General features: G+C 69.4%; 25 protein-coding genes. 18 read left to right on the plus strand and 7 right to left on the minus strand.

Features of this window, described 5'->3' with window-relative positions:
* A partial coding sequence (locus AC1DS3_RS14145) for an H-NS family nucleoid-associated regulatory protein (protein ID WP_477127426.1) occupies positions 1 to 158 on the plus strand: 158 nt, incomplete at its 5' end.
* Positions 159 to 398: 240 nt separating this feature from the next.
* Here the strand turns inward: AC1DS3_RS14145 and AC1DS3_RS14150 are convergent.
* Positions 399 to 632, minus strand: a complete 234-nt coding sequence (locus AC1DS3_RS14150) for a PDDEXK nuclease domain-containing protein (RefSeq protein WP_441633182.1) — start codon at positions 630 to 632, stop codon at positions 399 to 401.
* A 493-nt stretch (positions 633 to 1,125) separates the two neighbouring features.
* Between AC1DS3_RS14150 and AC1DS3_RS14155 the strand changes: the two genes are divergently transcribed.
* Positions 1,126 to 2,406 carry a pyridoxal phosphate-dependent decarboxylase family protein gene (locus AC1DS3_RS14155; RefSeq protein WP_477127395.1) on the plus strand — a complete coding sequence of 427 codons (1,281 nt, stop codon included), beginning with the start codon at positions 1,126 to 1,128 and terminating at the stop codon, positions 2,404 to 2,406.
* A 75-nt stretch (positions 2,407 to 2,481) separates the two neighbouring features.
* Here AC1DS3_RS14155 and AC1DS3_RS14160 read toward each other — a convergent pair whose 3' ends face one another.
* Positions 2,482 to 2,694, minus strand: a complete 213-nt coding sequence (locus AC1DS3_RS14160; RefSeq protein WP_441632912.1) for a hypothetical protein — start codon at positions 2,692 to 2,694, stop codon at positions 2,482 to 2,484.
* Between the two features lie 112 nt (positions 2,695 to 2,806).
* On the opposite strand from AC1DS3_RS14160, the gene AC1DS3_RS14165 reads away from it, so the two are divergent.
* From AC1DS3_RS14165 to AC1DS3_RS14185, 5 genes are all read left to right on the plus strand, one after another.
* A complete protein-coding gene (locus tag AC1DS3_RS14165) occupies positions 2,807 to 3,862 on the plus strand; it encodes a beta-ribofuranosylaminobenzene 5'-phosphate synthase family protein (protein WP_441632914.1) in 1,056 nt (351 codons plus the stop codon).
* Between the two features lie 97 nt (positions 3,863 to 3,959).
* On the plus strand, positions 3,960 to 4,865 hold the full coding sequence (locus AC1DS3_RS14170; protein WP_441632916.1) for an NAD(P)-dependent methylenetetrahydromethanopterin dehydrogenase: 906 nt from the start codon (positions 3,960 to 3,962) through the stop codon (positions 4,863 to 4,865).
* 41 nt (positions 4,866 to 4,906) lie between these two features.
* Positions 4,907 to 5,914, plus strand: coding sequence for a methenyltetrahydromethanopterin cyclohydrolase (mch, locus tag AC1DS3_RS14175; protein WP_441632918.1), 1,008 nt, complete (start codon positions 4,907 to 4,909; stop codon positions 5,912 to 5,914).
* Position 5,915: 1 nt separating this feature from the next.
* Positions 5,916 to 6,890, plus strand: a complete 975-nt coding sequence (locus AC1DS3_RS14180; RefSeq protein WP_477127396.1) for an ATP-grasp domain-containing protein — start codon at positions 5,916 to 5,918, stop codon at positions 6,888 to 6,890.
* Entirely contained in the window at positions 6,887 to 7,816 is a 930-nt protein-coding gene (locus AC1DS3_RS14185; protein ID WP_477127397.1) for a triphosphoribosyl-dephospho-CoA synthase, read from the plus strand. Before AC1DS3_RS14180 ends, AC1DS3_RS14185 begins: the two co-directional genes overlap by 4 nt.
* 59 nt (positions 7,817 to 7,875) lie before the next feature.
* Here the strand turns inward: AC1DS3_RS14185 and AC1DS3_RS14190 are convergent, their stop codons facing one another.
* Positions 7,876 to 8,403 (minus strand): dihydroneopterin aldolase, encoded by a 528-nt coding sequence (locus tag AC1DS3_RS14190; protein ID WP_441632924.1) that lies wholly within the window; start codon positions 8,401 to 8,403, stop codon positions 7,876 to 7,878.
* A gap of 289 nt (positions 8,404 to 8,692) precedes the next feature.
* Here AC1DS3_RS14190 and AC1DS3_RS14195 point away from each other — a divergent pair, with 289 nt between their 5' ends.
* The 4 genes from AC1DS3_RS14195 to AC1DS3_RS14210 are packed head-to-tail and all read left to right on the plus strand — an operon-like array spanning position 8,693 to position 12,034.
* On the plus strand, positions 8,693 to 9,343 hold the full coding sequence (locus AC1DS3_RS14195; protein WP_477127398.1) for a flavoprotein: 651 nt from the start codon (positions 8,693 to 8,695) through the stop codon (positions 9,341 to 9,343).
* Positions 9,322 to 10,707, plus strand: a complete 1,386-nt coding sequence (locus AC1DS3_RS14200; RefSeq protein WP_441632928.1) for a DUF6513 domain-containing protein — start codon at positions 9,322 to 9,324, stop codon at positions 10,705 to 10,707. Before AC1DS3_RS14195 ends, AC1DS3_RS14200 begins: the two co-directional genes overlap by 22 nt.
* Positions 10,704 to 11,333: a DUF447 domain-containing protein gene (locus AC1DS3_RS14205; RefSeq protein WP_441632930.1), complete on the plus strand. Its 630-nt coding sequence runs from the start codon at positions 10,704 to 10,706 to the stop codon at positions 11,331 to 11,333. The genes AC1DS3_RS14200 and AC1DS3_RS14205 overlap by 4 nt, the downstream gene beginning before the upstream one ends.
* Entirely contained in the window at positions 11,330 to 12,034 is a 705-nt protein-coding gene (locus AC1DS3_RS14210; RefSeq protein WP_441632932.1) for a (5-formylfuran-3-yl)methyl phosphate synthase, read from the plus strand. Before AC1DS3_RS14205 ends, AC1DS3_RS14210 begins: the two co-directional genes overlap by 4 nt.
* An 11-nt stretch (positions 12,035 to 12,045) precedes the next feature.
* Here the strand turns inward: AC1DS3_RS14210 and AC1DS3_RS14215 are convergent, their stop codons facing one another.
* Genes AC1DS3_RS14215 through AC1DS3_RS14225 form a run of 3 tightly spaced genes read right to left on the minus strand, consistent with a single transcriptional unit; the run spans position 12,046 to position 14,750 of the window.
* Positions 12,046 to 12,645 carry an amino acid kinase family protein gene (locus AC1DS3_RS14215; protein ID WP_441632934.1) on the minus strand — a complete coding sequence of 200 codons (600 nt, stop codon included), beginning with the start codon at positions 12,643 to 12,645 and terminating at the stop codon, positions 12,046 to 12,048.
* A gap of 37 nt (positions 12,646 to 12,682) precedes the next feature.
* Positions 12,683 to 13,765 carry a hydantoinase/oxoprolinase family protein gene (locus tag AC1DS3_RS14220; protein WP_441632936.1) on the minus strand — a complete coding sequence of 361 codons (1,083 nt, stop codon included), beginning with the start codon at positions 13,763 to 13,765 and terminating at the stop codon, positions 12,683 to 12,685.
* The gene (locus AC1DS3_RS14225) at positions 13,755 to 14,750 is read right to left on the minus strand and encodes an ATP-grasp domain-containing protein (protein ID WP_441632938.1); all 996 of its coding nucleotides are present in this window, start codon (positions 14,748 to 14,750) and stop codon (positions 13,755 to 13,757) included. Before AC1DS3_RS14225 ends, AC1DS3_RS14220 begins: the two co-directional genes overlap by 11 nt.
* 9 nt (positions 14,751 to 14,759) lie before the next feature.
* On the opposite strand from AC1DS3_RS14225, the gene AC1DS3_RS14230 reads away from it, so the two are divergent.
* The 7 genes from AC1DS3_RS14230 (at position 14,760) to AC1DS3_RS14260 (ending at position 22,603) form a co-directional block, all read left to right on the plus strand.
* Positions 14,760 to 15,488 carry a HisA/HisF-related TIM barrel protein gene (locus tag AC1DS3_RS14230; RefSeq protein ID WP_441632940.1) on the plus strand — a complete coding sequence of 243 codons (729 nt, stop codon included), beginning with the start codon at positions 14,760 to 14,762 and terminating at the stop codon, positions 15,486 to 15,488.
* A gap of 286 nt (positions 15,489 to 15,774) precedes the next feature.
* On the plus strand, positions 15,775 to 17,121 hold the full coding sequence (locus tag AC1DS3_RS14235; RefSeq protein ID WP_477127399.1) for a molybdopterin-binding domain-containing protein: 1,347 nt from the start codon (positions 15,775 to 15,777) through the stop codon (positions 17,119 to 17,121).
* Positions 17,118 to 18,800: a formylmethanofuran dehydrogenase subunit A gene (locus tag AC1DS3_RS14240; protein ID WP_441632944.1), complete on the plus strand. Its 1,683-nt coding sequence runs from the start codon at positions 17,118 to 17,120 to the stop codon at positions 18,798 to 18,800. The genes AC1DS3_RS14235 and AC1DS3_RS14240 overlap by 4 nt, the downstream gene beginning before the upstream one ends.
* A gap of 40 nt (positions 18,801 to 18,840) precedes the next feature.
* On the plus strand, positions 18,841 to 19,755 hold the full coding sequence (gene fhcD / locus AC1DS3_RS14245; RefSeq protein ID WP_441632946.1) for a formylmethanofuran--tetrahydromethanopterin N-formyltransferase: 915 nt from the start codon (positions 18,841 to 18,843) through the stop codon (positions 19,753 to 19,755).
* Complete coding sequence (locus AC1DS3_RS14250; protein WP_477127400.1) at positions 19,752 to 20,573, plus strand: formylmethanofuran dehydrogenase subunit C; 822 nt, start codon at positions 19,752 to 19,754, stop codon at positions 20,571 to 20,573. Before fhcD ends, AC1DS3_RS14250 begins: the two co-directional genes overlap by 4 nt.
* Positions 20,574 to 20,664: 91 nt before the next feature.
* Positions 20,665 to 21,933 carry an aminodeoxychorismate synthase component I gene (gene pabB / locus AC1DS3_RS14255; RefSeq protein ID WP_477127401.1) on the plus strand — a complete coding sequence of 423 codons (1,269 nt, stop codon included), beginning with the start codon at positions 20,665 to 20,667 and terminating at the stop codon, positions 21,931 to 21,933.
* Positions 21,914 to 22,603 carry an HAD family hydrolase gene (locus AC1DS3_RS14260; RefSeq protein ID WP_441632952.1) on the plus strand — a complete coding sequence of 230 codons (690 nt, stop codon included), beginning with the start codon at positions 21,914 to 21,916 and terminating at the stop codon, positions 22,601 to 22,603. Before pabB ends, AC1DS3_RS14260 begins: the two co-directional genes overlap by 20 nt.
* Positions 22,604 to 22,708: 105 nt before the next feature.
* Here AC1DS3_RS14260 and AC1DS3_RS14265 read toward each other — a convergent pair whose 3' ends face one another.
* Positions 22,709 to 23,659: an alpha/beta fold hydrolase gene (locus tag AC1DS3_RS14265; RefSeq protein WP_441632954.1), complete on the minus strand. Its 951-nt coding sequence runs from the start codon at positions 23,657 to 23,659 to the stop codon at positions 22,709 to 22,711.
* Positions 23,660 to 23,733: the final 74 nt, after the last annotated feature.

Raw genomic sequence — 23,733 nt, forward strand, 5'->3', positions numbered from 1 at the left:
GCCGACCAGCGTCGGGCGAGAAGACAGAGGTAGCCCCGCGCACCGTGCAACCACCCAAGTACCAAGACCCCAAGACGGGCGCGACTTGGTCTGGCCGTGGCCGGGCACCCGCATGGCTTGGCAAGAATCGGGATAAATATATGATCGCTGAGGCCTGACCTGGCAACTCGAGCGTGCAGTTTCGTTTGTCGACCCCGGGGAGCGCAGCGGCGCCTGTCTCAGGCTTAGTTCCCCTCATTTTTACGCGCATCAGGTTCCAGTTATAGAGTCAGCGCCTCGACGCTCGGCGGAGCTCCCTGCAGTTTAGCCAGTAGCTCCGCCGCCAGCTGATACTGGGTCACGCCAATCGGATTTCCCATGTTGCGCAGTGCGTATTCGACAACCCGCCGGTTGTGCTCCTAGCCTAGCAGCAGCCCGATAGTAGGACTGTCGGCCGCTGTCTTCGTCTCGGCATCGACCGCCTGCAGGTAGAAGTTGATCTGCCCCGCATACTCAGGGTTGAAGGCACCTGCCTTCAGTTCGATTACTCTGTAACAGAGCAGCTTTAGGTGGAAAAAGAGCAGATCGAGATAGTAGTCCTCGCGTCCCGCTTCGAGATAAACCTGGCGACCAACATAGGAAAGCGCCTTCAGGTTCGAGCAGGGAACGGGGAATGTGTTCGACTAGTGCTGCATCCAGATCTCGCTCCGTCACATCGGCACGCAAGCTGCCTCCTTCGGCGCGATGTTAGCGGGAGGGCTGTCGAGCAACATCGATCGAGCGCATCGGCATCGACCTGAAAGCGAAGCGCCCCGTGATGACGGCGGACGTGCCGATGGGCTCGCAGGTCGCGGCGTTCCCGCTCCTGGGCGCCCTTGCATATCGCCACCGCCGGCACCCATTGCTCCGCCCGGCCCCTCAATGCAGGACGATTTCGTGTAGCATCCCTTCTCGAAAGAGATCGGCATCACGCTGCAGGAGAGTACTGGTATGTCGCGCAGGCAAACAGGGGATCTCGGTGTACTAGGCCGCGCTGCCGCGGCGGCCACGCGATACCGGGAATCGGTTGCGGAAAACGTGCAGCCGCCTGCCAGATCGTACGCGGCATGCCGCCAGGCATGGGACGGCCCCACGCCCGAAAGCGGCATGCCAGCGGCGGACACGATCGATGCCTTGCGCGCGCTGGCGGAATCCGGCTTGCTCCCGACCACCGGTGCGGGTTTTTTTGGCTGGGTCGTAGGTGCGTCGCATCCAGTCGGCGTCGCCGCTGACTGGCTCACCAGTGCCTGGGGCCAGAACTGCGGCAACCACCACGGCGCACCCTCCGCCGCGGCCGCGGAGGACACATCGGCAAGATGGCTGCTCGATATCCTCCGCCTGCCAGCTGGTGCTTCCGTGGGCTTTGTCACTGGCGCGACCATGGCCAACTTTGCCTGCCTCGCTGCCGCGCGCACCCATGTCCTGCAAAAGGCCGGCTGGGATGTGGAGGCCCAGGGCCTGTTCGGCGCACCCGAGATCCACGTGCTGGTCGGCGACGAGGCCCACACGTCTGTCTTTGCCGCGCTGCGCCTGCTGGGGTTCGGGCGGGATCGCGTCAAGCGCGTGCCGAGTGGGCACGACGGCGCCATGCTGCTGGCGCCCTTTGGCTCAGCGCTGGCCGCCTGCGAAGGCCCCGTCATCGTGATAGCGCAGGCTGGCCAGATCAATACCGGTGCGTTCGATCCGGTGCAGGAGATGCTGCCGGATATCCGTGCACGCGGCGCGTGGCTGCATGTGGATGGCGCCTTCGGCCTGTGGGCCAGGGCGTGCCCCGAGACAGCGCCGCTCGCCCCCGGCTACGAAGCCGCTGATTCATGGGCGACCGACGGGCACAAATGGCTGCAGGCCCCGTATGACAGCGGCTATGCCATCGTCGCCCATCCCGAAGCCCACCGGCGCGCGCTGACGGCTACCGCCAGCTACCTGCCCCATGCGGCCGAGGACGAGCGCGATCCGTCGCACTACGTGCCGGAGCTTTCCCGCCGTGCGCGCGGCTTCGCCACCTGGGCCATGCTGCGCCATTTCGGCCGCGCGGGCATCGCCGAGATGGTGTCACGCCACTGCAGKCTGGCGCGCCGCATGGCTGTGCGCCTGGACGAGCAAGCCGGCATTACTGTGCTGAACACGGTATCGCTCAACCAGGTCATCGTCCGCTTCGGTACGGGTGAGGACGATGCCGCTGCCAACCGTTTGACCCGGGACGTGGTGGCACGCGTACAGTCCACGGGCGACTGCTATGTCAGCGGCGCCTGCTGGAAGGGCCGCGAAATCATGCGCCTGTCGGTCATCTCCTGGCCTACCGAAGAGGACGACATCGATCGCGCCGCGGACAGCATCGTCGAAGCCTGGCGGTATGTCGCCAGGCTCGAGCGAATCCAGTCCGTCTAGATCTTGGCGACAAAAGTCCTGGCGTGATACAGCGCGGTCAGGCTAAGCGCAGGTGAGCGTGCGCGGCGCGGTGCCTCACAGCAATCCGGTATCCCACATGCGCTGGCGGCCGAAGTCGCTCAGCCGGAAGCGGAATCGCATCTTGTCGGCATAGGCATCGCACCAGCGGTGCATCGAGATCGCACGAGAGACGGCAGCGTCACGGCATGCGGCCGGGGCCTGAGCGCGGCCCACCCGCACCCGGCTCGGCGCCATGACACCTTGTACGCAAAGCGGAACGCGGACCATGACACGCTGTCACTCCAGCGCCGCCGCGCCGCGTCCCCCGCGGGCCGGCGGCGTAGTGGTATGCCGCTTGCTAGATCAGGCAGACAAAGCGAACCGCAAAAGGTCTTCATCCATGCAAACGTTCGAAAAGCTCAAAGAGCTCACCCACGAAGGTCATGGCATCAACCCGCCCGGTGCGGTCCGGATTCACGCCACCGGGCGCCTGCATCTGGGCTTTCTCGACCCGGGCGCATCGCTTGGGCGGCGCTTCGGCAGTCTCGGCTTGTCGATCGGCGGCCCGTCGACCATCCTTGACCTCGGCCCGGCCGCGCAAGACCGGGTCGCCGCGGCGGACCACGCCGCGCGGCAGGAAGTCCCGCGCGTCTCGGCCTGGCTGGAACGGCTCAAGCAAGCCAGCGGCATCCAGCAACCGCTCGCGCTCTGCCTGCATGAGGTACTGCCGGCGCATGCGGGCTTCGGCTCGGGCACGCAGCTGGCACTGGCCCTGGGCCGGGCGTTTGCAAAGCTGCACGGCCTGCCATGGTCCAGCGCCGACATCGCCAGCCTGCTAGGCCGCGGAGGCCGCTCCGGCGTTGGCATCGCGGCATTCGAGCGCGGCGGGCTGCTGGTGGATAGCGGCCCGCGTGGCACGGGCAGCGTGGCGCCGCTGATGGCGCGTTTGGATTTCCCGGCCGACTGGCGCATCGTGCTGCTGCTCGACACCAGCCGCACCGGCCTGCACGGCGCGGCGGAAAAACAGGCGATGCAAGGGCTGCCACCCTTTCCCCAGGCGCTGGCCGCCGATCTCTGCCACCGCGTGCTGATGCAGATCCTGCCCGCCGCAGCCGAGCAGGACTTCGCGCCCTTCGCCCAAGGCGTCAATCACCTGCAGCAGGTCATCGGCCGCTACTTCGCGCCGGCGCAAGGCGGCGTGTACAGCAGTGCGGCGGTCGGCCGCGCGCTGGCCCGGATCTCGCAGCAGGCGGGCGCCAACGCAGCAGCCGTCGGGCAAAGCTCATGGGGCCCGACCGGCTTTGCCATCGTATCTTCGCAAGCCACGGCCGAACAGGCAGTAGCAGACATCCGCGCGGCAGGACTGTTGGGGCCCTTCCTGCAAGCACGCATTGTCACAGGGGGCAATCGTGGAGCGCAAGTCGTGCCATCGGCGCGGCAGCGCAGTGCGGCGTGAGGCTGGTGACAGGATGCGCCAACACCGTTTGGAACGCCGACGGCTGTTACTTCCCAATGACTTGATATTGAGCACCCAGACCACGGAGCACTCCCAAATGGCACGCCCCTACATCCTCCACATGTTCACCCCAACCCGGCAAGCCAGCCCCTTCGACGTCAACATGGCCATCGACGCCGGCTACGAGCACGTCGTCCCCTACACCGAAGTCGGCCTCGACAACATCGCGGCCCTGACCCAGGACGCCATCTTCTCCCGCGGCCCGAAAGGCGTCGCCAACACCGGTGTCTTCATCGGCGGTCGTGATGTGGTACTGGCGACCGACATGCTCGACGCGGCGCGCAAGGCCATGGTGCCGCCTTTCGCGGTGTCCGTCTTCGCCGACCCCAGCGGTTCCTACACCACCGCCGCGGCGCTGGTGGCCGCCGTCGAGCGGCAACTGCGCAAGGTGCATCAAACCGATTTCTCCGGCCGCAGGGTGCTAGTGCTTGGCGGCGGCGGCGCCGTGGGCCGCGTGGCGGGAGCGCTGGCCTCCCAACTGGGCGCTCGGGTATGGCTGTCCAACCGCACCGACGATACTCAGGCCACCCGCATCAGCCGGGAAACCAACGAACGCTTCAACGCCCAGACCGAAGGCATCCTGATCCGCTCGGCCGACACGCTGCGGGCCGCGCTGGCCGAAGCCGAAGTCGTCTTCGCCACCGCGAGCGCCGGCGTCCAGGTCGTCAGCGAGGCGAACCGTGCCGCCGCGGGCAAGCTGCTGGTGGCCGCCGACGTCAACGCCGTCCCGCCGGCCGGCATCGCCGGGGTGGATGCCATGGACGACGGCAAGCCCATCGCCGCTGGCCAAGCCTTGGGGGTCGGTGCGCTCGCCATCGGCAATATCAAGTACCAGGTGCAGCACCGGCTGTTCCTCGCGATGCGCGAAGCCGCCAAGCCTGTCTACCTGGGCTTGCCCGAAGCCATGGCGATGGCGCGCGCAGTCGGGGCCGAACTGTCCTGAGCGCAAGGCCCTGGCCCCCACCACCACCGAACCGAGGCACCATGCCAAGCACAACGAATCCCACCGCCACGCTCAGCGTCAACGCGCTTAGCCAGCCGCTCGTCTCGCACCTGCTCGGCCATCGCGCCGAATGGCAGATCGCAGTCTCCGAAGGGCCACAGGGCGTGCGCCTCGTCGATGCCGGCGTCGAGACCCGAGGCAGCGTCGAGGCGGGCGTTGCCATCGCCGCGATCTGCATGGGCGGACTGGGTCAGGTGCGGTTGTGCCACGGCGGCGAAGGCTGGCCCACGCACATCGAGGTCAGCAGCGGGCAGCCTGTGCTGGCCTGCCTGGCCAGCCAGTACGCCGGCTGGAGCCTGAGCGCCAGCAAGGAGGAAACCGGCGGCAGGAAGTTCTTCGCGCTGGGCTCCGGCCCGGCGCGCGCGCTCGCTGGCAAGGAAACGCTGTTCGAGGCGCTCGGCTACCGCGACAGCCTGCGCGACGGTGACGGCGGCGCCTGCCTGGTGCTGGAAGTCGACCGCACGCCGCCGGAGGTCGTCATCCAGAAGATACTGCGGGACTGCGGACTGCAGCCCGGGCAACTGACCGTGATCCTGACGCCGACGGCAAGCCTGGCCGGCACCACGCAGGTGGTGGGCCGCGTGCTGGAGGTCGCGCTACACAAGGCGCACGTGCTCGGCTTCCCGCTGGACCGCATCGTCGGCGGCAGCGGTGTCGCGCCACTGCCGCCACCGGGCGCCGATGCGGGCGATGCGATGGGCCGCACCAACGACGCCATCCTGTACGGCGGCAGCGTGCACCTGACGGTCGACACCGACGACGATGCCGCCCGCGCGCTTGCCCTCGCGCTCCCCTCGGCCAGGTCGCGCGACTATGGGCGCCCCTTCGGCGATGTGTTCAGGGAATATGGCAACGACTTCTACCGCATCGACCCGGCCCTGTTCGCGCCCGCCGAGGCATGGGTCAGCAACCTCGCTTCCGGCCGGACGTGGCACGCGGGCGCGCTGAACCTGCCGCTGCTGCGCGGCCAATGGCTGCAGGAAGCCTGACATGGCCGCCTCCCCTGCGCGCGGCCCGCTACGCGTCKCCATCATGACCGACGAAACCGGCTGGCACACCGCCACGCTGAAGCGGGCGCTGCGCGAGCGCGGCTGCGAAGGCCGCTGCGTGGACCTGGCCGATTGCCGGATCGACACCACGTGGGCCTGGCACGGGCTGGCGATCCCAGGCTATGGGCGCGCCCTGCCAGATGCCGTGATCGTGCGCGGCCTCGCGTCCGGCAGCTTCGAGCAGGTCACGCTGCGGCTGGGCATCCTGCACGCGCTGCGCGAACTGGGCGTGCCCGTGTACAACGACGCGCGCGCCATCGAGCGCAGCGTGGACAAGGGCATGACCAGCTTCCTGCTGCATCTGGCCGGCATTCCCACGCCCGCGACCTGGGTGAGCGAATCCGCGCCGCACGCGCAGCGCACGGTGATGCGCGAGAGCGCTGCCGGGCGCGCGCTGGTGCTCAAGCCGCTGTTCGGCTCGCAGGGCAAGGGGCTGCAGCGCATCGGCACGGTCGAGGCAGACCACGCGCCCGTGCCGATGCCTGCGCTGGCGGCATACCGGCATGTGGCCTACCTGCAGCGCTTCGTCCCCTCTGCGGCCGCGCCCGGCAGGCCTGGGTTCGACTGGCGCGTGCTGGTGGTCGGCGCACGGGCGGTGGCGGCCATGCGCCGCGTCAGCCAGGGCTGGATTCACAATGTGGCGCAAGGTGCCAGCTGCGAGCACGCCGACATCACGCCGGCGCTGGCTGCACTTGCCGTGCGCGCAACCGAAGCGCTTGGCCTCGACTACGCCGGCGTGGATCTCGTTCCCGTCGGTGACGGGGAAGACACGGATCAGGCGATGGTCATCGAGGTCAATGGCGTGGCGGCCTGGCATGGGCTGCAATCCGTCACGGCGGTCGATATCGCCGGCCTGCTCGTCGATGATCTGCTGGAGCGCAAGCTGCCCTCGGTGCGCCAGGGAGCCGTGGCGTGAGAAYGGCACCGGACAACAGCGTGGCCGGCAATGCCGCGGCGGCATTCCTGTGGGCGTGCACGCTGGACGTGGCGGTGGCCAAACCGGGCAATGTCAGCATGGATGCCCCCGGCCACGGCATGACTGCCAGGCTCTTCCTGGACAGCGCGGCGGCGGCGGTGGCACCATTGACCGATGCCGCGCTCACGGTCGGCGCGCGTATCGAGGAGGCGGTCGCGCAAACGCAGGCGGTGGCGCGGTGCAACACCAATCTTGGCATCCTGCTGCTCTGCGCGCCGCTGGCCGCCGCCGCGCAAGGCGAGCCGCCGCGCGATGCCGAAACGCTCCGCAAGCGGACCAAGGCGGTACTGGCGGGCCTGACCGTGGCCGATGCCGAGGCCGCCTATCGCGCGATCGCGCACGCCATGCCGGCCGGCCTTGGCGCGGCGCCGGAGCAGGACGTGGCCGCCAGGCCAACGGTCAACCTGCGCGCCGCCATGCACCTGGCTGCCATGCGCGATACCGTGGCGCGCCAGTATGCGAACGGCTACGCCGACCTCTTCACCCTCGGCCTGCCGGTGCTGCGCCGGCACCTGGCCGGGCACGGCCCCTGGCCCGAGCGGCTGCATCGGGCGGTGACGGCCGTCCACATCGCCTTCCTGGCGCGCTTTCCGGACTCGCATATCGCGCGCAAGCATGGGCTGCCGGCGGCAAGGCGCGTGAGCGCTCGGGCGCGCCTGTTCCACTGGCGCTTCGAGGCTGGCCAGTCAATCGGTTCGGAGGAACTGGCGCATTGGGACCGGGAGCTGAAAGCCGGCGGCTTGAACCCCGGCACCAGCGCCGACCTGACGGTGGCCAGCGCGATGATCGCGGGCTGCCTCGATTCGGCGCTATGCGTCATGCCGATCGATCCGCGTCCGGCCGCCGGGATTGTCCACACCAGGTAGCACCGGGTAGCGCAAATCGGCGTGGCGCAGGGCTGTTCCGGCGCCACGCCGGTACAGGCCTAGACGTTGACGGCGCCCCGATCCATCCAGCCGTGCCCAGGATCGCGCGCGCGCGGTGACGCGTCCCGCCGCCGCTCTATCGCAACCCCCACCGTGTCAACGTCATCGAATTTCTTCGGCTTGACCACAACGACGCGCACCCAGTGCGCGCCAAAATCCTCCAGCAGCAATTGCGCCACGCGCTCGGCAAAGGCTTCGAGCAGTTGCAGGCGGTGCGTGGCCATCAACTCCCGCAACGCGGTGCGCACCTTGCCGTAGTCGATGGTGTCGCCGATCCGGTCGCTGCTGCAGGCGCCGCTGCGCGCCAGCCCGGCGGTCAGGTCGATACGCAGCGGCTGCGGGGTGCGCAGCTCGCTGTCGTCGATGCCGATGATGGTCTGTCCTTCGAAGCCCTCGATAAAGATCAGGTCCATCGACCCGGGCGAGGACGCCGGCGCCTCACGGGCGGCCATGGATTCCGCCATCAGGCCCGGCAGCAGGCCGAACCTCGCCACCTCAGCCTGCAACATCATGTCGTCTCGTTTCATCTGCCCTCCTTGCAACAGCGCGCGGCCGGCGACCACGCTCCCGTGCCCGTCTCGCAAGAAGCAGGCCACACGAACGCACGGGCCAGCGTCCCAGTTCCGACGCGGCCCGGCGGCCGGCCAGCGTGGCGCGCGGCCGCGGGACATAGGCAACCGAACGACACAACCTGTCCCGCCGACGGCGCAGTCGAGCCGGCGCAAYCCCCCGCCAAGGCCTTGCGGATCAAGGCGCCAATGCCAGGCACGACTCCTGCAATCGTTACAGCCCAGGTCGATCATCTTAGCGAGCCGCATGTCGCCCCACCCATCAGCAGCCCTTCACCTCGACGCCGAAGGATTTACCGTCATCGGCAACGACGGCCCGGAAGCCCGTGCCCCGAGCGATGGCGCCCCGCGCTTTGCCTGGGCCATCACCGGCTCCGGGCATTTCCTCGAAGAAAGCCTGGCGCTGGCCGCGGCCCTGCCCGATGTGGACCTGTTCCTGTCGCGCGCGGMCGAGGAAGTACTGGCGATCTACGGCATGCAGCTGAAGGACCTGAAAGCGCGCTTCCGGGTCTTCCGCGACAAGACGGCCAGCGCCGCACCGGTTGGCATGTTCTATGCGCGCCGCTACCACACCGCCATCGTCGCGCCGGCCACCAGCAATACCGTGGCCAAATGCGTCGCCGGCATCTCCGACACGCTGCCAACCAATATCCTCGCCCAGGCGGGCAAGCTCGGCATCCCCGGCATCGTGTATGCGTGCGACACGGAGCCCGTGGTGGTCACCAAGGGGCCGGACGGCTGGCTGAAGCTGCATCCCCGCAATATCGAACTGGAGAACGTGGAACGGCTGCGGCGTATCGACCATTGCGAAGTGGTGTGTTCCATTGACGCGCTGCGGCGCACGCTGGATCAACGACTGAAGGCACTGACACTGACATGGAACACATCGTCTTCCTGACCGGCCGCCTGGCGGAAAAAGGCCTGGAACGCGTGCTGCGGAGCCTGGAGCCCGCGCCGTTCTCCTGGGAGATCCGCGAAATCGGCGTGCAGGTGGCTGCGTTGATGACTGCCGACCTGGTGCGCCGCCGGGTGGCCGCGCCCGTGGTGGCGGACCGCATCATCGTGCCGGGCCGCTGCCGCGGCGATCTCGATGCACTGTCGCTGCACTACGGCATGCCGGTGGAGCGCGGGCCGGAAGAGCTCAAGGACCTGCCACAGTTCTTCAATCGAAAGGCCAAGCCGGTCGACCTGTCGCGGCACGACATCGCCATCTTCGCCGAGATCGTCGACGCGCCCCAGCTCGATATCGAAAGCGTATGCGCGCGGGCGCGCCGGCACCGGGCGGATGGCGCCGACGTCATCGACCTTGGCTGCCTGCCCGCCACGCCCTTCCCGCACCTGGAGGACACGGTGCGCGCGCTGAAGGCGGAGGGCTTCCTGGTCAGCGTGGATTCGATGAACGCCGGCGAATTGGTGCGCGGCGGCAAGGCCGGCGCGGACTACCTGCTTAGCCTGACCCTGGACACCCTGTGGGTGACGGACGAAGTCGCCGCCACGCCGATCCTGGTGCCGCAGCAGCCGGGCGACGAAGCGTCGCTGTACGCGGCGATCGAAGCCATGGAACAGCGCGGCCGGGCCTATATCGCCGACGCCATTCTCGACCCGATCCCGTTCGGCCTGCTGGCCTCGCTCGGGCGCTACGAGCGGCTGCGCCAGCGCTTTCCCAAGGCGCCCATCATGCTCGGCGTGGGCAACCTGACCGAGCTGACCGAGGCGGACACCGGCGGCATCAACGCCATCCTGATGGGCATCGCGGTGGAACTGCACGCCTCGGCGATCCTGACCACCCAGGTCAGCGGCCATGCGCGCCGCGCCATTCGCGAAGCAGACGTGGCACGCCGGATGATGTACGCCGCGCGCGAGCAGAACGCCCTGCCCAAAGGCATCACCGATCAGATGATGACGCTGCATGCGCGCGAGCCCTACCCTGATACGCCGGAGGAAATCGCCGAGACCGCCAGCGCGATCCGCGACCCGAACTTCCGCGTGCAGGTCTCCGAGCAAGGGATACACGCCTACAACCGCGACGGGCACCACGTGGCCGCCGACCCCTTCACCCTGTTTCCCCGGCTGCAACTGGAGCACGACGGCAACCACGCCTTCTACCTGGGTGTGGAACTGGCGCGCGCGGAGATCGCCTGGCGCCTGGGCAAGCGCTACGTACAGGACCAGCCGCTGGACTGGGGCTGCGCGGCCGAGCGCGATGCGCAGGATCTGACCGCATGGTGCGCACCGGGCGCCACCATGCGAAAGCGGGCATGAGGGCAAGCACCATGAGCAATGACGTGATCTACGAAACCGTTGTCACCACCATCTCGGCGGACGGTGCGGCGCATATCGCGCCGATGGGCGTGCGCTACCAGGGCAGCGACATCGTGCTGATGCCGTTCAGGCCCTCCGCCACCTACGACAACATCGTCGGCACCGGCACCGCCGTGGTCAACCTGACCACGGACGTGTGCGTCTTTGCCGGCTGCCTCGCCGGCCGCCGCCAGTGGCCCACCGTGCCGGCGGAGCGGATCCATGGCGTGCGGCTGGCCAGCGCGCTGAGCCACATCGAACTGCGCCTGATGCAGCAAGGCGGCGATCCCGCGCGGCCTTCGCTGCGCATGGGCCGCGTGCACGAGGCCCGTCACGGTGACTTTCCCGGATTCAACCGCGCGCAAGCGGCAGTCATCGAAGGCGCGGTGCTGGTCAGCCGGCTGCACCTGCTGCCGGCCGACAAGATCGCCCGCGAGATGGCCTACCTGCAGATCGCCATCGACAAGACCGCCGGCGCGGCGGAACGCGAAGCATGGCAATGGCTGCAGGACCGCGTCGCGGCCTGGCATGCAGGCAATACCGGCCACAGCGCCGCCCCCGAGCCCATCCTGGAGAAGACCCGATGACATCCCTGCTGACCAGCGTACGCAATGAGGTGGAGGCCCTGCAAGCCGCCACCGCGGGGGCCGACCTGATCGACCTGAAGGAGCCCAGGGCGGGGGCGCTCGGCGCGCTGCCCGCGCCAACCGTGCGCGAGGTGGTTGGCGCGGTGCGCGCACGCTGGCCCGGGCACTTGCTGAGCGCGACGATCGGCGACCTGGCGCCGGCCGAGCATGCCGTCATGATGCTGATGGCCAACACCATTGGCGAATGCGGCGTCGACTACGTCAAGGTGGGCGTGGCGCCCGGCGAGCACGCGCGCGAAGCCTTGCGGCGCCTGGCCACCCTGCCATGGCAGGTGGTGCCGGTGTTCCTGGCCGACCATGGGGTGGACCTGAAGCTGGTTGAAGAGGCCTGCGGGATGGGCTTTCCGGCGGTGATGGCCGATACCGCGGGCAAGCAGGCGGGCAGCCTGTTCGACTGCGTCGACATGGCCACGCTCGCGGCCATGACCCGCATCGCACGGGCCGGGGGCGTCAAGGTTGGCCTGGCCGGCTCACTACAGCTCGAACATCTGCCGCGGCTGCATGCGCTGGCGCCGGACTTTGCCGGCTTCCGTGGGGCGCTGTGCGACGGCGGGCGCGCTGGGCACCTCGATCCGGCCAAGGTGGCGGCGCTGCGCGCTGGTTTGCACCCGGCGGCCGCATTGGAACCGCAGCCGGCCTGAGCAGCGCACGTCTACGCGACCCCGCCTCGCGGGGCGCCGCTGAACAACGCACGCAAGCGCTGCAGATCCTCTTTTTGCAGAAGCTCGACCGGATATGCCGCGTCGCGTGTGTAATGGCAGAAGCCGCGGTCGACCACCCCKGCGTGCGCATACTGTGCCAGCGTCATCCCCAGCTTGAGCGGGCACGACTTGACCAGTACCAACCGCCGCGCGCCAAGCCGGCTGGCCAGCCACGCGGCCATGCTGTCGGAAGTCGCGTCCCAGTTCGTCAACGCGTCCGGCGCTGTGCGCAGCAGGTCCAACGGCGTCCATACCGCAACGCCGCCATCGCGCAGCACGGCACGGATCGCATTGTCGTCGGCGGCCACCGTCAGGCCGTGGCACAGGCCTTGCAACATCAAGCCGTACTGGACCATGGCCAGCACCGCCATATTGTGCGCAACCAGGTCGTCGAAAGCCCATTGCGCCTGGTATTCGCGCACCTGGTCGGCAAACACGCCGCCGCCCGGCACCACCACCACGCGCCCGCCGCCGCGCGCGGCCAGTTCCCGCAGCCAGTCTCGTAACAGTGGGTCGCGGCCAAGGCTGCCGCCGATCTTTATGACGTGCACAGGGACTCCCCCTTCAGTGCGGCACACCGGCAACGCGTCATTGGCATGCCTGCGTGCCGTCCATCGCGACTGCCTCGCCCCCCGCTTGCCACAGCAGTACCGCCACGGCAACGCTGGGGGCGCACACGCGCGCCCACTCCGTGTGGGCCGGCGCCATGCCTGTGAGGTTTTCAAAGGCCCGATAGGGACGGCCGAGCCGGCCAGCCAGATCGCGCGCCAGGAAATGCCCGCAGCCCGCGCCGATCAGCGGCGCGTCCGGCGGCAAGCCGGACCGGTCGATGACACGCAGCAGGTTGTCGCCCAGCGCCGCGATCTGGGCCAGCCGCCACTCGCGCGCAACCTCAAGCCATGCCGCCGGTGGCGCGTCGCGCGCATCGTGGCCGATCATCCTGGCCAGCCGCTGCCGTGTTGCCTCCGGCGTCTTGGCGCCGCCGTCCGCGGCCGGGTGGGGATCGTGCGCGTCGGGCAGCTCCCCCGTGATCCGGTACACATCGGCGGTGGTGGCGAACAGCTCGTTCATCACGTTGTAGCTGGTGCCCTTCAAGGCGACGCGGCGCGCCAGCGCGCACAGGGGCGTGCGCGCCACGCCCAGGTACACCAGTTCGCCGCAAGCAAGCCGGCCAGCATCGTCGCGTCCCTGCGCCGCCACCTCGCCATCCACGATGGGAATCAGGTCGCTGGTGGTGGTGCCGATGTCCACCAGCACGCCGTGACCGATGCGCTCAGCCGCCATGCGGGCGGTCGCCACCCAGTTGGCCGAGGCGATGTGCTGCCAGTCCGCCGCCACCTGGCGCCGCGTGCGCCAGCCCGCAGCGCCGGCGAAGAAGACGGCGCGCTCACCAAAGGCGCCCCACATGATGTCAGCCAGCGCCACCACGCCGGCCTCGCGGTGCTCGAACAGGTCGGCCATTTCGCCGGTCATGGTGACTGCGTGCTCGGCGTGCCCGCAATCGGGCCAGCGCGCGCGCGCCTGCGCCAGCACGTCGTCCAGCAAATGCAAGCCCTGCCACAAGGGACAGGCCCACTGCGCGATATCGCGCACGACGCCGTCCTCCAGGCGGGTTGCCTTGATATTGGCGCCGCCCAGGTCCCACCCGTAGACAACGCGCTCAGCGGCCATGGGCGGCTCCATTGGCGACCAGGCGCTCGGCCAGGATCTGGTGTCCCGCCAGCATCTCGCAGGCCAGGTTGCGGCCCAGTTCGGCTGACAGGCCCGCATAGGCGCAGGTCACCCGAGGATTCACCTCGATCACCACCGGGCCGCGCCCGGGGTGCCAGACCAGATCGATACCGACGAACCCCCGCAAGCCCGGCATGCCCGCCGCCACGCACTCTGCCACGTCCGCCAGCCAGCGGCCCGCCGAACCCTTGCGTTCGATGGCATTGATCTGCACGCCGTCGTCGTGCACCTGCCCGCGCGCATCGACGCGAATACGCTGCGCGTTCACGCTCAGCAGTTCGGTGCCGCCCGGGCCGCACAATAGCGACAGGCTTAGCGGCTCGCCCTCCACCCAGGGCTCCAGCACCACCGGCTCGCCCTGCGCGAGCCGCCGCAGCCAGGCTGCATGCGCCGCGTCGAAACCGTCGTAGGCGTACGTCGCCACCGATCCCGCGCCATCGTCCGGCTTGACCACCCAGCGCCCAGGCTCGGCCGCGTCCCCTTCGCTCCATGGCCGGGTCGCGGCGACGCCGAGCGCGGCAAGCCGCTGCGCGGTGGCGCGCTTGCTGGTGGCCAGCGCGATCGCGCCGGCGTCGCAGCCCAGCCAGCGCGCGTCGCCCACCACGTAGTGCAGGCTCAGCAGCGCCCCCTCGGATTCCGGCGCCACGACCCAGCTCACGTCGTGGCAAGCCGCCTGGCGGCGCACGAAGTCCGCCGTGTCCTCGCCGGGCATGCGCGCGCACCAGCTCACCTTGTGCGCGCCATGGCAATCCGCTGGCAGCTCGCCGGGCAGCGCCACGCAGGTGAGCGCCACGTCGCCGATGCGCGCCAAATCTGCGATCATCGCGTCACGCATGGCCCTGCCCTGGCGCAGCAGGTGCGGCACCGCGCGGGTGTCCATGGCGCCCCCACTGACATATTCATAGACGAACATACGCGTCATCATTCCCTCTCCATGCACATCATCCCAGTCATCGATCTTCTCGACGGCCGCGTTGTCCGAGCGGTGCGCGGCCAGCGCGACCAGTACCGCCCCATCGTGTCCGGCCTGCATCCGGGCAGCGATCCGGTGGCACTGGCGCGGGCGATGCTTGCGTATTGCGCCAGCCGCACGCTGTATATCGCCGACCTCGACGCGCTCACGGGGCGCGCCGCCCAGCTTGTGGCGTTGCAGGCCCTTTGCCGGGCCTTGCCGGAAACCGAACTCTGGCTGGACGCCGGCTTCTCCAATGCCGCGCAGGCCACTGCGGCACTGGCTGCGCTGCACGGCAAGGGCGCGCGGGTGGTGCCGGTGTTCGGCAGCGAAAGCTTGTGCGAGCCGCCCGCCGCGGCAGGCAGCGCACCGCCCTTCGACACCTGGCCCGGCGCCGTGCTCTCGCTCGACCGGCGCCATGGCATGCCGCTGGGCAACGCGGCATGGTGGCAGGCCAGTGCCGCATGGCCGGCGCAACTGATCGTGATGGCACTGGATCGCGTCGGCGCGTTCGAAGGGCCCGACCTGGCGACGCTCGCGGCTATCCGCGCGCAAGCGGGCGCCGGGCGCAGGCTGGTCGGCGCCGGCGGCATTCGCGATGGCGCCGACCTGGCCGCCGCCGCGCATGCCGGGGCCAGCGCCTGGCTGGTTGCATCGGCCATTCACGATCTCCGTATCCCGCCGGCTGGCCAGGGAGGAAAGTCCCCCTGATCCGCGCACGCGGTACCCTCAAGCAAACAAACAAGCAGGCATAAACACGTTCCATGCCAGCCTGCCACGGCGCGCCGGCGCGGCTTGGCGCCGCATGCGCAACCAACCGGGGTGACAGGTTGCCCCGCGCACGGAGCACCGGTTGTCTCGTTGCTCCGGCCCCTGGCGCATCCCTTGCGCTGGGGGTTCCCCTTCGCCAGGCGCCTTGCGCTCGCCGTGGCGGGCAGATGGCGCTCGCGCGGCGGCATGCGGCCAGCCGCTGGCACAGGCTTTGCTCGACATGGGCATGGCACCCGCTCCCGAACTCCCCTCCGACACCCGCGGCCGCCCAGCCGGCCGGGTCACCTGGACCTGTCCCTTCTGCGCGCTGCTGTGCGACGGGCTCGACGTTGCGCAAGAAGCCGCGGGCGGACGGACACCGGCACTGACCGGCAGCACCTGTCCGCGCGCGGCAAGCGCGCTGGCCTGGTTCGATGCGCGAGCAATGGCTACCACACCGAGCGCCGATGGCCGCCCCGTGTCACTGCCCCAGGCGCTCGACGCTGCCGCGCGCCTGCTGCGCGAGAGCCGGCTCCCGCTGTTCGGCGGCCTCGCCACCGACGTGGCCGRCACGCGCGCGCTTTACGCCCTGGCCAACCACAGCGGCGCGGTGCTCGACCATGCGCATGGCGATGCCATGACGGCCAGCCTGCGCGCGCTGCAGGATCGCGGCGCGTTCACCACCACGCTGGCCGAGGTACGCAACCATGCCGACCTGATCCTGTGCATCGGCACCCAGCCCTCGCAGAAACACCCCGAGTTCTTCCGGCGCTGCGGCCTGGCGGACAGCGAGCAGCCGTGCACGCGCGAGCTGGTCTTCCTGGGCACGCCGGCCGACCCGGCGGCGGCACAACTCCCAAACGCACGCTGCAGCGAGGTTGCGCTGCCCGAGGGCGAGGACCTGTACCAGGCACTCGCCCTGCTGAACGCCCTGTGCCGCCCGCGCGCACTGGCCGACGGCAACATCGCTCCGGCAGCGCTGCGCGATCTCTCGGCCCGCTTGCTGGCGGCGCGTTACGCGGTCATTGTGTGTACGCCGTCCACCCTCTGCGCGCAGGCGGGCGGCAAGCATGCCGCGCTGCTGATCGAGGGCATCCACCAGCTGGTCAAGACGCTCAACCGCACCACGCGCGCCGGCGCCGTGTCGCTCGGCGGCGACGACGGCGGCAATACCGTCAACCAGGCCATTACCTGGCTGTCCGGCTTACCTCTGCGCACGCATGTGCACGCTGGCGGACTCGATCACGATCCGCACCGGCACGGGACCGAGCGCCTGCTGCGCGGCGGCGCTGTCGATGCCCTGCTGTGGGTCGCCAGTTTCACACCGGACCTGCCTGCGCCCGCAACCCCCGTGCCCACCGTGGTGCTCGGGCATCCGGCGCTGGCCGCGTCGATGGCCGGGCGTCCCGGCGTCTTCATTCCGGTATCGACGCCGGGCATCGGCTCGGCCGGGCACCTGTTCCGCACCGATGGCGGCATCGTGCTSCCACTCACCCCGCTGCGCGACGACGGCCTGCCTACGGTCGCGGCGGTGGCGGCGCAATTGCTGGCACGGCTGCGGCAAGCGAGCGCGCCCACGGAGTCCGCATCATGAGCACCCTGCGCCTGCACGGCGGCCGCGTGTACGACCCCGCACGGGGCATCGACGGCCAGCTTGCCGACCTCTATATCCGCGACGGCCGCATCGTCGCGCAACCACCCGGCACGCGCGCCGAGGCGGAACTCGATATCGGCGGCATGGTGGTGATGGCAGGCGGCATCGACATGCATTCGCATATCGGCGGCGGCAAGGTCAACCTGGCCCGCATGCTGCTGCCCGAGGACCACCGCGACAACCTGCCCGCCGCCGGGCCGCTGGAGCTGGCCTCCTGCGGCACCTGCACGCCCGGCACGCTGGCAACCGGCTACCGCTATGCGCAGATGGGCTACACCGCCGCGTTCGAGCCTGCCATGATGGCGTCGAACGCGCGCCAGACGCATTTCGAGATGGGCGACACGCCGGTCATCGACCATGGCGCCTACGTCATGCTCGGCAACGACGACCTGTTCCTGCGCATGCTCGCCGAGGGCGCCGACTTCCAGCGCATCCGCGACTATGTCGGCTGGACCATCAACGCCAGCAAGGCCCTGGGGGTCAAGGTGGTCAACCCGGGCGGCATCTCGGCCTTCAAGTTCAACCAGCGCCAGCTCGACGTCGACGACCAGCACGTCCATTACCGCATCACCCCGCGCGACGTGCTGCGCACGCTGAGCCAGGCGCTGACCGAACTCAAGGTGCCCCACCCCTTGCATATCCACGCCAGCAACCTCGGGGTGCCGGGCAATATCGAGTCGACCCTGGCCACCATCGACGCGCTCGAAGGCCTGCCGGGCCACCTGACCCATATCCAGTTCCACAGCTACGGCGTGGACGGGCCGCACAAGTTCTCCTCGGCCGCGCTGCGCATCACCGAGGCGGTCAACGCCCGCCCCAATATCTCGATCGACGTGGGCCAGATCATCTTCGGCCAGACCGTGACCGCATCGGGCGACACCATGATGCAGGTGAGGAACGCCGACCTGGCGCACCCGCGCAAATGGATCGGCGCCGATATCGAATGCGACGCCGGCTGCGGCGTGGTGCCGTTCCGCTACCGCGAGCAGAGCTACGTCAATGCGCTGCAATGGGCCATTGGCCTGGAAGTGTTCCTGACCGTCAAGAACCCCTGGCAGGTGACGCTGACCACGGACCACCCCAATGGTGGCCCGTTCACCAGCTACCCGCACCTGATCCGCCTGCTGATGGACAAGTCCTTCCGCGACGAGCAGCTCGGCAGGCTGCACCCGGAGGTAGCCGCCAACTGCGCGCTGCCCGATATCAAGCGGGAACTGACGCTGTACGAGATTGCCGTGCTGACCCGGGCCGGCCCGGCGCGCCTGCTCGGCCTGCGCGACCGCGGCCACCTGGGCGCGGGGGCGGCGGCCGACATCGCGGTGTACCGCGAGGATGCCAACCGCGAAACCATGTTCACCGCGCCGGAGTATGTGTTCAAGGACGGCGCCCTGGTGGCGCGCGCGGGGCGCATCATCGCCACGCCTGCCGGCGGCACGCACTATGTGGAGCCCGAGTACGACAAGGGCATCGAAAAGACCCTGCGCAAGTACAGCGATCGCCATCTCGCGCTCGATTTCGACAACGCCGCCATCGGCCACGACGAACTGTGCGCCTGCTGCAATGGCGGCCGGCTGCTGCCGGCGCAGTGCGAGCCGCTGTGCGGGCAGGACACCGTATGAACGGGCTCTCGACACTGCCGCGCGCCTGGGGACATCCCGCATGCTGATCAACGGAATCACCATCGACGACACCTTCGCGGAAGCTTTCCCGATGAAGGCCACCCGCCTGCTGGTCACGGCGCACAGCCTGACCTGGGCCCGGCATGCCGCGGCCGCGCTCACGGGCTTCGCGACTTCGGTAATCGCCTGCGGCTGCGAAGCCGGCATCGAGCGCGAGATCCAGCCAGCCGACTCGCCCGACGGGCGCCCCGGCGTAGCCGTGCTGCTGTTCTCGATGTCGGACAAGGAGCTGGCCAAGCAGGTCGAGCGCCGCGTTGGCCAGTGCGTGCTGACCTGTCCCACCACGGCGGTGTACGCGGGGCTGACCGAGGGCGAGGCCATCCCGCTGGGCAAGAACCTGCGTTTTTTCGGCGACGGCTGGCAGATCGCCAAGATGATCGACGGCGTGCGCTACTGGCGCGTGCCGGTGATGGACGGCGAGTTCGTCTGCCAGGAAACCACMGCGGTGGTCAAGGCGGTGGGTGGCGGCAACCTGCTGATGCTGGCCCGCGACACCGACAGCGCGCTGGCCGCGGCCGAGGCCGCGGTGGCGGCGATGCGGCAGGTGCCCAATATCATCATGCCTTTTCCTGGCGGCGTGGTCCGCTCCGGCTCGAAGGTCGGCGCCAGGTACGCCGGCATGCATGCTTCCACCAATGACGCCTTCTGCCCCAGCCTGTCCGGGCTGGTGGCCGGCAGCCAGCTTGGGCCCACCGTGCGCTGCGTGCTGGAGATCGTGATCGATGGCCTGACGCAAGGCGACGTGGCCGCCGCCATGCGGGCCGGGATCGCGGCGCTCGCCGAGCGCGGCGCCGCCGCAGGGCTGGTGCGCATTTCCGCCGGCAACTACGGCGGCAAGCTCGGCCCCTTCCACTTCCACCTGCACCGACTCGCCAGCCCGGGAGAATGCGCATGAGCGGCCTGACCCTGCGCCTGGCCAACGCCCCCGCGCTGCGGATCGACCTGCGCCAGCTGACGCCCGCCGCCTTGGCCGGCATGGCGCCGGACGCGGTAGCGCGCCTGTCCTTGTGGCATGGCAATGAGCGCATCGCCCTGGGCGAACTGTTTACCATACGGGCGCAGGCCGCCGATGGCGAGCCCACCCTCACCTTCGAAGGCGACCTGGGACGCTTTGACCGGATCGGCTGGCAAATGGCCGGCGGCACGTTGCGGGTCGACGGCAACGCAGGCGACTATCTCGGCTGCGGCATGCAAGGCGGCACGCTGCGCGTGGACGGCAACGCAGGCGACTTCACGGCGGCGGCAATGGCCGGCGGCCACGTCGCGGTCGGCGGCCATACCGGGGACTTCGCCGCCGCGGCGCTGCCTGGCGACATGGACGGCATGCGCGGCGGCACGCTCGCCATCGGCGGCAACGCCGGCGACCGTTTTGGCGACCRCATGCGGCGCGGCACCGCACTGGTGGCGGGCAGCGCCGGGGATTTCACGGGCTCGCGCATGGTCGCCGGCACCATCGCGATCGCGGGCGCCGCTGGTGCCCACCTGGCTTACGGCATGCGCCGCGGCACCATCGTGCTGCTCAGCGCCAGGTCGCAGCCGCGCGCKACCTTCGTGCGCACCGACGGCAATTTCGACGTGTTCTGGACGCTGCTGGCACGCAACCTGGCGCGTGCCGGCGGCCCCTTCACGGCCTTGCCCGCGCTGCGGCCGCGCCGCCTGGTGGGCGACCTCGCGGTGGACGGCATGGGCGAGTTGCTGATTGCTGATTGCTGATTGCTGATTGCTGATTGCTGATTGCTGATTGCTGATTGCTGATTGCTGATTGCTGATTGCTGATTGCTGATTGCTGATTGCTGATTGCTGATTGCTGATTGCAGGCCAGCCCACCAGCCGCCTGTACACTGGCTTCCTGCGCGAGATCCGCTGCACGGATCCGGCGGGGCTCGGGCAGGCGTGGCAGCAAGCCGATGCAGCCATGCGCGGCGGGGCCCACGCGGTGCTGCTAGGCGATTACGAGTGGGGCCTGGCGCTCCAGGGGCTAGGCCATCTCGCGGTGGCGGGCTCCCGCGAGCCCGCCCTGCGCATTCTCCTCTTCCGCGAACTGGCGCGGCTCTCGCGCGAGCAGGTGGATGCGTGGCTCGCCGCGATGGACGGCGTGACGCCCTCGCCTGCGAGTGTCGGCGCATTCCGGCCGAGCGTGGACCGTCCAACCTTCCACGCCGCGATCGCCCGTATCCACGAAGCGCTGCGTGCCGGTGAAACCTACCAGGTCAACTACACCTACCGGATCGATTTCGAAGCCTCGGGCTCCCCGCCTGGCCTGTACCGCCGCTTGCGCGCGCGCCAGCCGGTGCCATACGGAGCGCTGATCGCCTTGCCTCACGACGCGCAGCAGCCCTTCATCCTGTCCTGCTCGCCCGAGTTGTTCCTGCGCCATGAAGACGGCAAGCTCACTGCGCGCCCCATGAAAGGCACCGCCCGGCGCGGCGCGAGCCCGGCCGAAGACCGCGCGATTGCCCGCGCGCTGGCGGCCGACGACAAGAACCGCGCCGAGAACCTGATGATCGTCGACCTATTGCGCAACGATCTGGGCCGCGTGGCGCAAATCGGCTCGGTCAAGGTGCCGGCGCTGTTCTCGATCGAGCCCTACGCCAGCGTGTTCCAGATGACCTCCACCGTCGAGGCGACCCTGCCCGAAGCCGTATCGATGCCGGCCCTGCTGCGCGCCATCTTTCCCTGCGGTTCCATCACCGGCGCGCCCAGGCATCACACCATGGAACTGATCGCCGCGCTGGAAGCCAGCCCCCGGGGACTGTACACCGGCGCCATCGGCTGGGTCGAAGCACCCGCGCCGGGGTCGGCGCGCGTCTGCGGCAGCTTCTGCTTGTCGGTGGCCATCCGCACGCTGGTGCTCGGCCCCGCCCGTGGCGGCGTGCGGGCCGGCCGCATGGGCGTCGGCGCCGGCATCGTGCTCGATAGCGAGGCCAAATCGGAGTTCGAGGAATGCGCGCTGAAAGCCGCCTTCCTGACCGGGCTGGCGCCCGCCTCGGGGCCAACGCCTTATCATGTGCGGGATTTGCCCGTTCCCAACCTTGCCGCTACCCGTATCGCGCATGCAACTCGTACTGTTTGACCTCGACCACACCCTGATTCCCTTCGACAGTGGCTCCACCTGGCTGCGCTACCTGATGCAGCTCGGCGTGCTCGACGAAGCCGAATTCGCCCCGCAGAACCAGCGCTTTGCCCAGGACTATGCCGATGGCAGGCTGGACATCCACGCCTTCCAGCGCTTCTGCATGTCCTTCCTGGCCCGCTACGACCGCCGCGATCTCGACGCCTGGCGCAGCGCCTTCATCGCCAGCATCGCTGACCGAATCCCGGTGCCGTCGCGCGAGCTGGTGGCCCAGCACCGCGCCGCTGGCGACCTGTGCTGCATCGTGACCGCCACCAACGACTTCGTCGCACGCGGCTTTGCCGACAGCTTCGGCGTGGCGCACCTCGTTGCCTCGCAAGCCGCCACCGTTGGTGCCGGCCCGCTGGCCCCCTTCAGCGGCGAGATGGTCGGCGTGCCAAGCTTCGGCGCGGGCAAGGTCGAGCGGGTGGCGCAATGGCTGGCCGCAATCGGGCGGCGCTGGGACGAATTCGAGCGTTCGCTGTTCTATTCCGATTCGGCCAACGACCTGCCGCTGCTGGAGCACGTCAGCCATCCGATCGTGGTGGCGCCGGATCCGCGCCTGCGTGCCATCGCGCTGGACCGGGGCTGGCCGGTTGTCGAGCAGGCGGGGCCGCTTGTCGTGGCCTAGATGCGATATGGGCTAAACGCCGCTCCACCAGAGCAAAGCCATGCGCGCAAGCCAAGGCACTGCGCCAAGACGGCTTGCCTGCTGATTTGCCGGACCGCCGGCGGATCAGCCGGCACCTTGCTCCGGCGCCACCCGAATCGCCGCCGCCAGCGCCCGCGCCATGGCCCCACTAGCAAGATGGCCGCCCTCCACCCACTGCAGCCGGGCATGCGGCATGGCCTCCAAAAGCCGCCTGGCATTGCGAGGGCTGCAGACCCGGTCCGCCTTTCCGTGCAACAGCGTGACTGGGAGGCCGCGTCGGCCAATGGCAGCGGCGGCCGCAAGCAACACCGCCTTGCCAAGCCCCGCGCGCCGCTGCAGGTAATGCGCTTGGACCCGGTATTTACGCCGGAAAGCCTCGCGCTCCGGCAGCAACGGCGAGCGCTGATGCGAAGCGCGCAGCCCGAGCAGCCGGCGCTCGACCCGCTGCCAGTCCTGCGCAACCTGTTCCTGCTTGGCGCGCGAGCCCTTCAGCATCGCGCGTGTCACGCCGCCGTGCTGGGCGCGGGCGCCAGGCAAGCGCTCGCCATCCGGCGCCACCCGGCGCAGCATGGATAGGCCGCGCGCGCGCGGCGCAAACAGCGCAAGTATGTCGTCCCAACCGACCAAGAAACTGCCACGCAGTACCAGCCGCGATACCGCCTGCGGGAAACGCGCGGCATAGGCCAGCGCCAGCGCGGCCCCCCACGAGCCGCCGACCACATTCCATTGCGCGATGCCCAGCCGCGCCCGCAATGCTTCCAGGTCGGCCAGCAACGCCGTCACCGTGTTGCGCCGCAACGTGCCGGCTGGCCGCGACCGCCCCGCGCCGCGCTGGTCCGGCAGCACCACCCGGTCGCGGCCGAGATCGAACCATGCCAGCATGGCCGGACTGCAGCCGCTGCCGGGCCCGCCGTGCAGCACCAGCCAGGGCGCCCCGCAGGCCGGCCCCGCCAGGCGAACATGCAGGCTGTGCGCATCCGGACGGCAAAAATGGAAGGACCGCGCCGCCGGCTGGCCTTCTGGCAGACTAGGCATGATTCCCACCTCGTGTTGGTGCCGCTTTGCGCCCTCGTTTCGCGCCAGCGGCGCGAACCTCTTTGGCAGCCGTA

This window comes from Cupriavidus sp. 01L46 (genome assembly GCF_056399905.1).

Bases quoted from the DNA above. Each gene is read 5' to 3' on its own strand.
- AC1DS3_RS14160 (WP_441632912.1), bottom strand. From the start codon at position 2,694: ATGGTCCGCGTTCCGCTTTGCGTACAAGGTGTCATGGCGCCGAGCCGG.
- AC1DS3_RS14165 (WP_441632914.1), top strand. From the start codon at position 2,807: ATGCAAACGTTCGAAAAGCTCAAAGAGCTCACCCACGAAGGTCATGGC.
- AC1DS3_RS14170 (WP_441632916.1), top strand. From the start codon at position 3,960: ATGGCACGCCCCTACATCCTCCACATGTTCACCCCAACCCGGCAAGCC.
- mch (WP_441632918.1), top strand. From the start codon at position 4,907: ATGCCAAGCACAACGAATCCCACCGCCACGCTCAGCGTCAACGCGCTT.
- AC1DS3_RS14190 (WP_441632924.1), bottom strand. From the start codon at position 8,403: ATGAAACGAGACGACATGATGTTGCAGGCTGAGGTGGCGAGGTTCGGC.
- AC1DS3_RS14200 (WP_441632928.1), top strand. From the start codon at position 9,322: ATGGAACACATCGTCTTCCTGACCGGCCGCCTGGCGGAAAAAGGCCTG.
- AC1DS3_RS14205 (WP_441632930.1), top strand. From the start codon at position 10,704: ATGAGGGCAAGCACCATGAGCAATGACGTGATCTACGAAACCGTTGTC.
- AC1DS3_RS14210 (WP_441632932.1), top strand. From the start codon at position 11,330: ATGACATCCCTGCTGACCAGCGTACGCAATGAGGTGGAGGCCCTGCAA.
- AC1DS3_RS14220 (WP_441632936.1), bottom strand. From the start codon at position 13,765: ATGGCCGCTGAGCGCGTTGTCTACGGGTGGGACCTGGGCGGCGCCAAT.
- AC1DS3_RS14225 (WP_441632938.1), bottom strand. From the start codon at position 14,750: ATGATGACGCGTATGTTCGTCTATGAATATGTCAGTGGGGGCGCCATG.
- AC1DS3_RS14230 (WP_441632940.1), top strand. From the start codon at position 14,760: ATGCACATCATCCCAGTCATCGATCTTCTCGACGGCCGCGTTGTCCGA.
- AC1DS3_RS14240 (WP_441632944.1), top strand. From the start codon at position 17,118: ATGAGCACCCTGCGCCTGCACGGCGGCCGCGTGTACGACCCCGCACGG.
- AC1DS3_RS14260 (WP_441632952.1), top strand. From the start codon at position 21,914: ATGCAACTCGTACTGTTTGACCTCGACCACACCCTGATTCCCTTCGAC.
- AC1DS3_RS14265 (WP_441632954.1), bottom strand. From the start codon at position 23,659: ATGCCTAGTCTGCCAGAAGGCCAGCCGGCGGCGCGGTCCTTCCATTTT.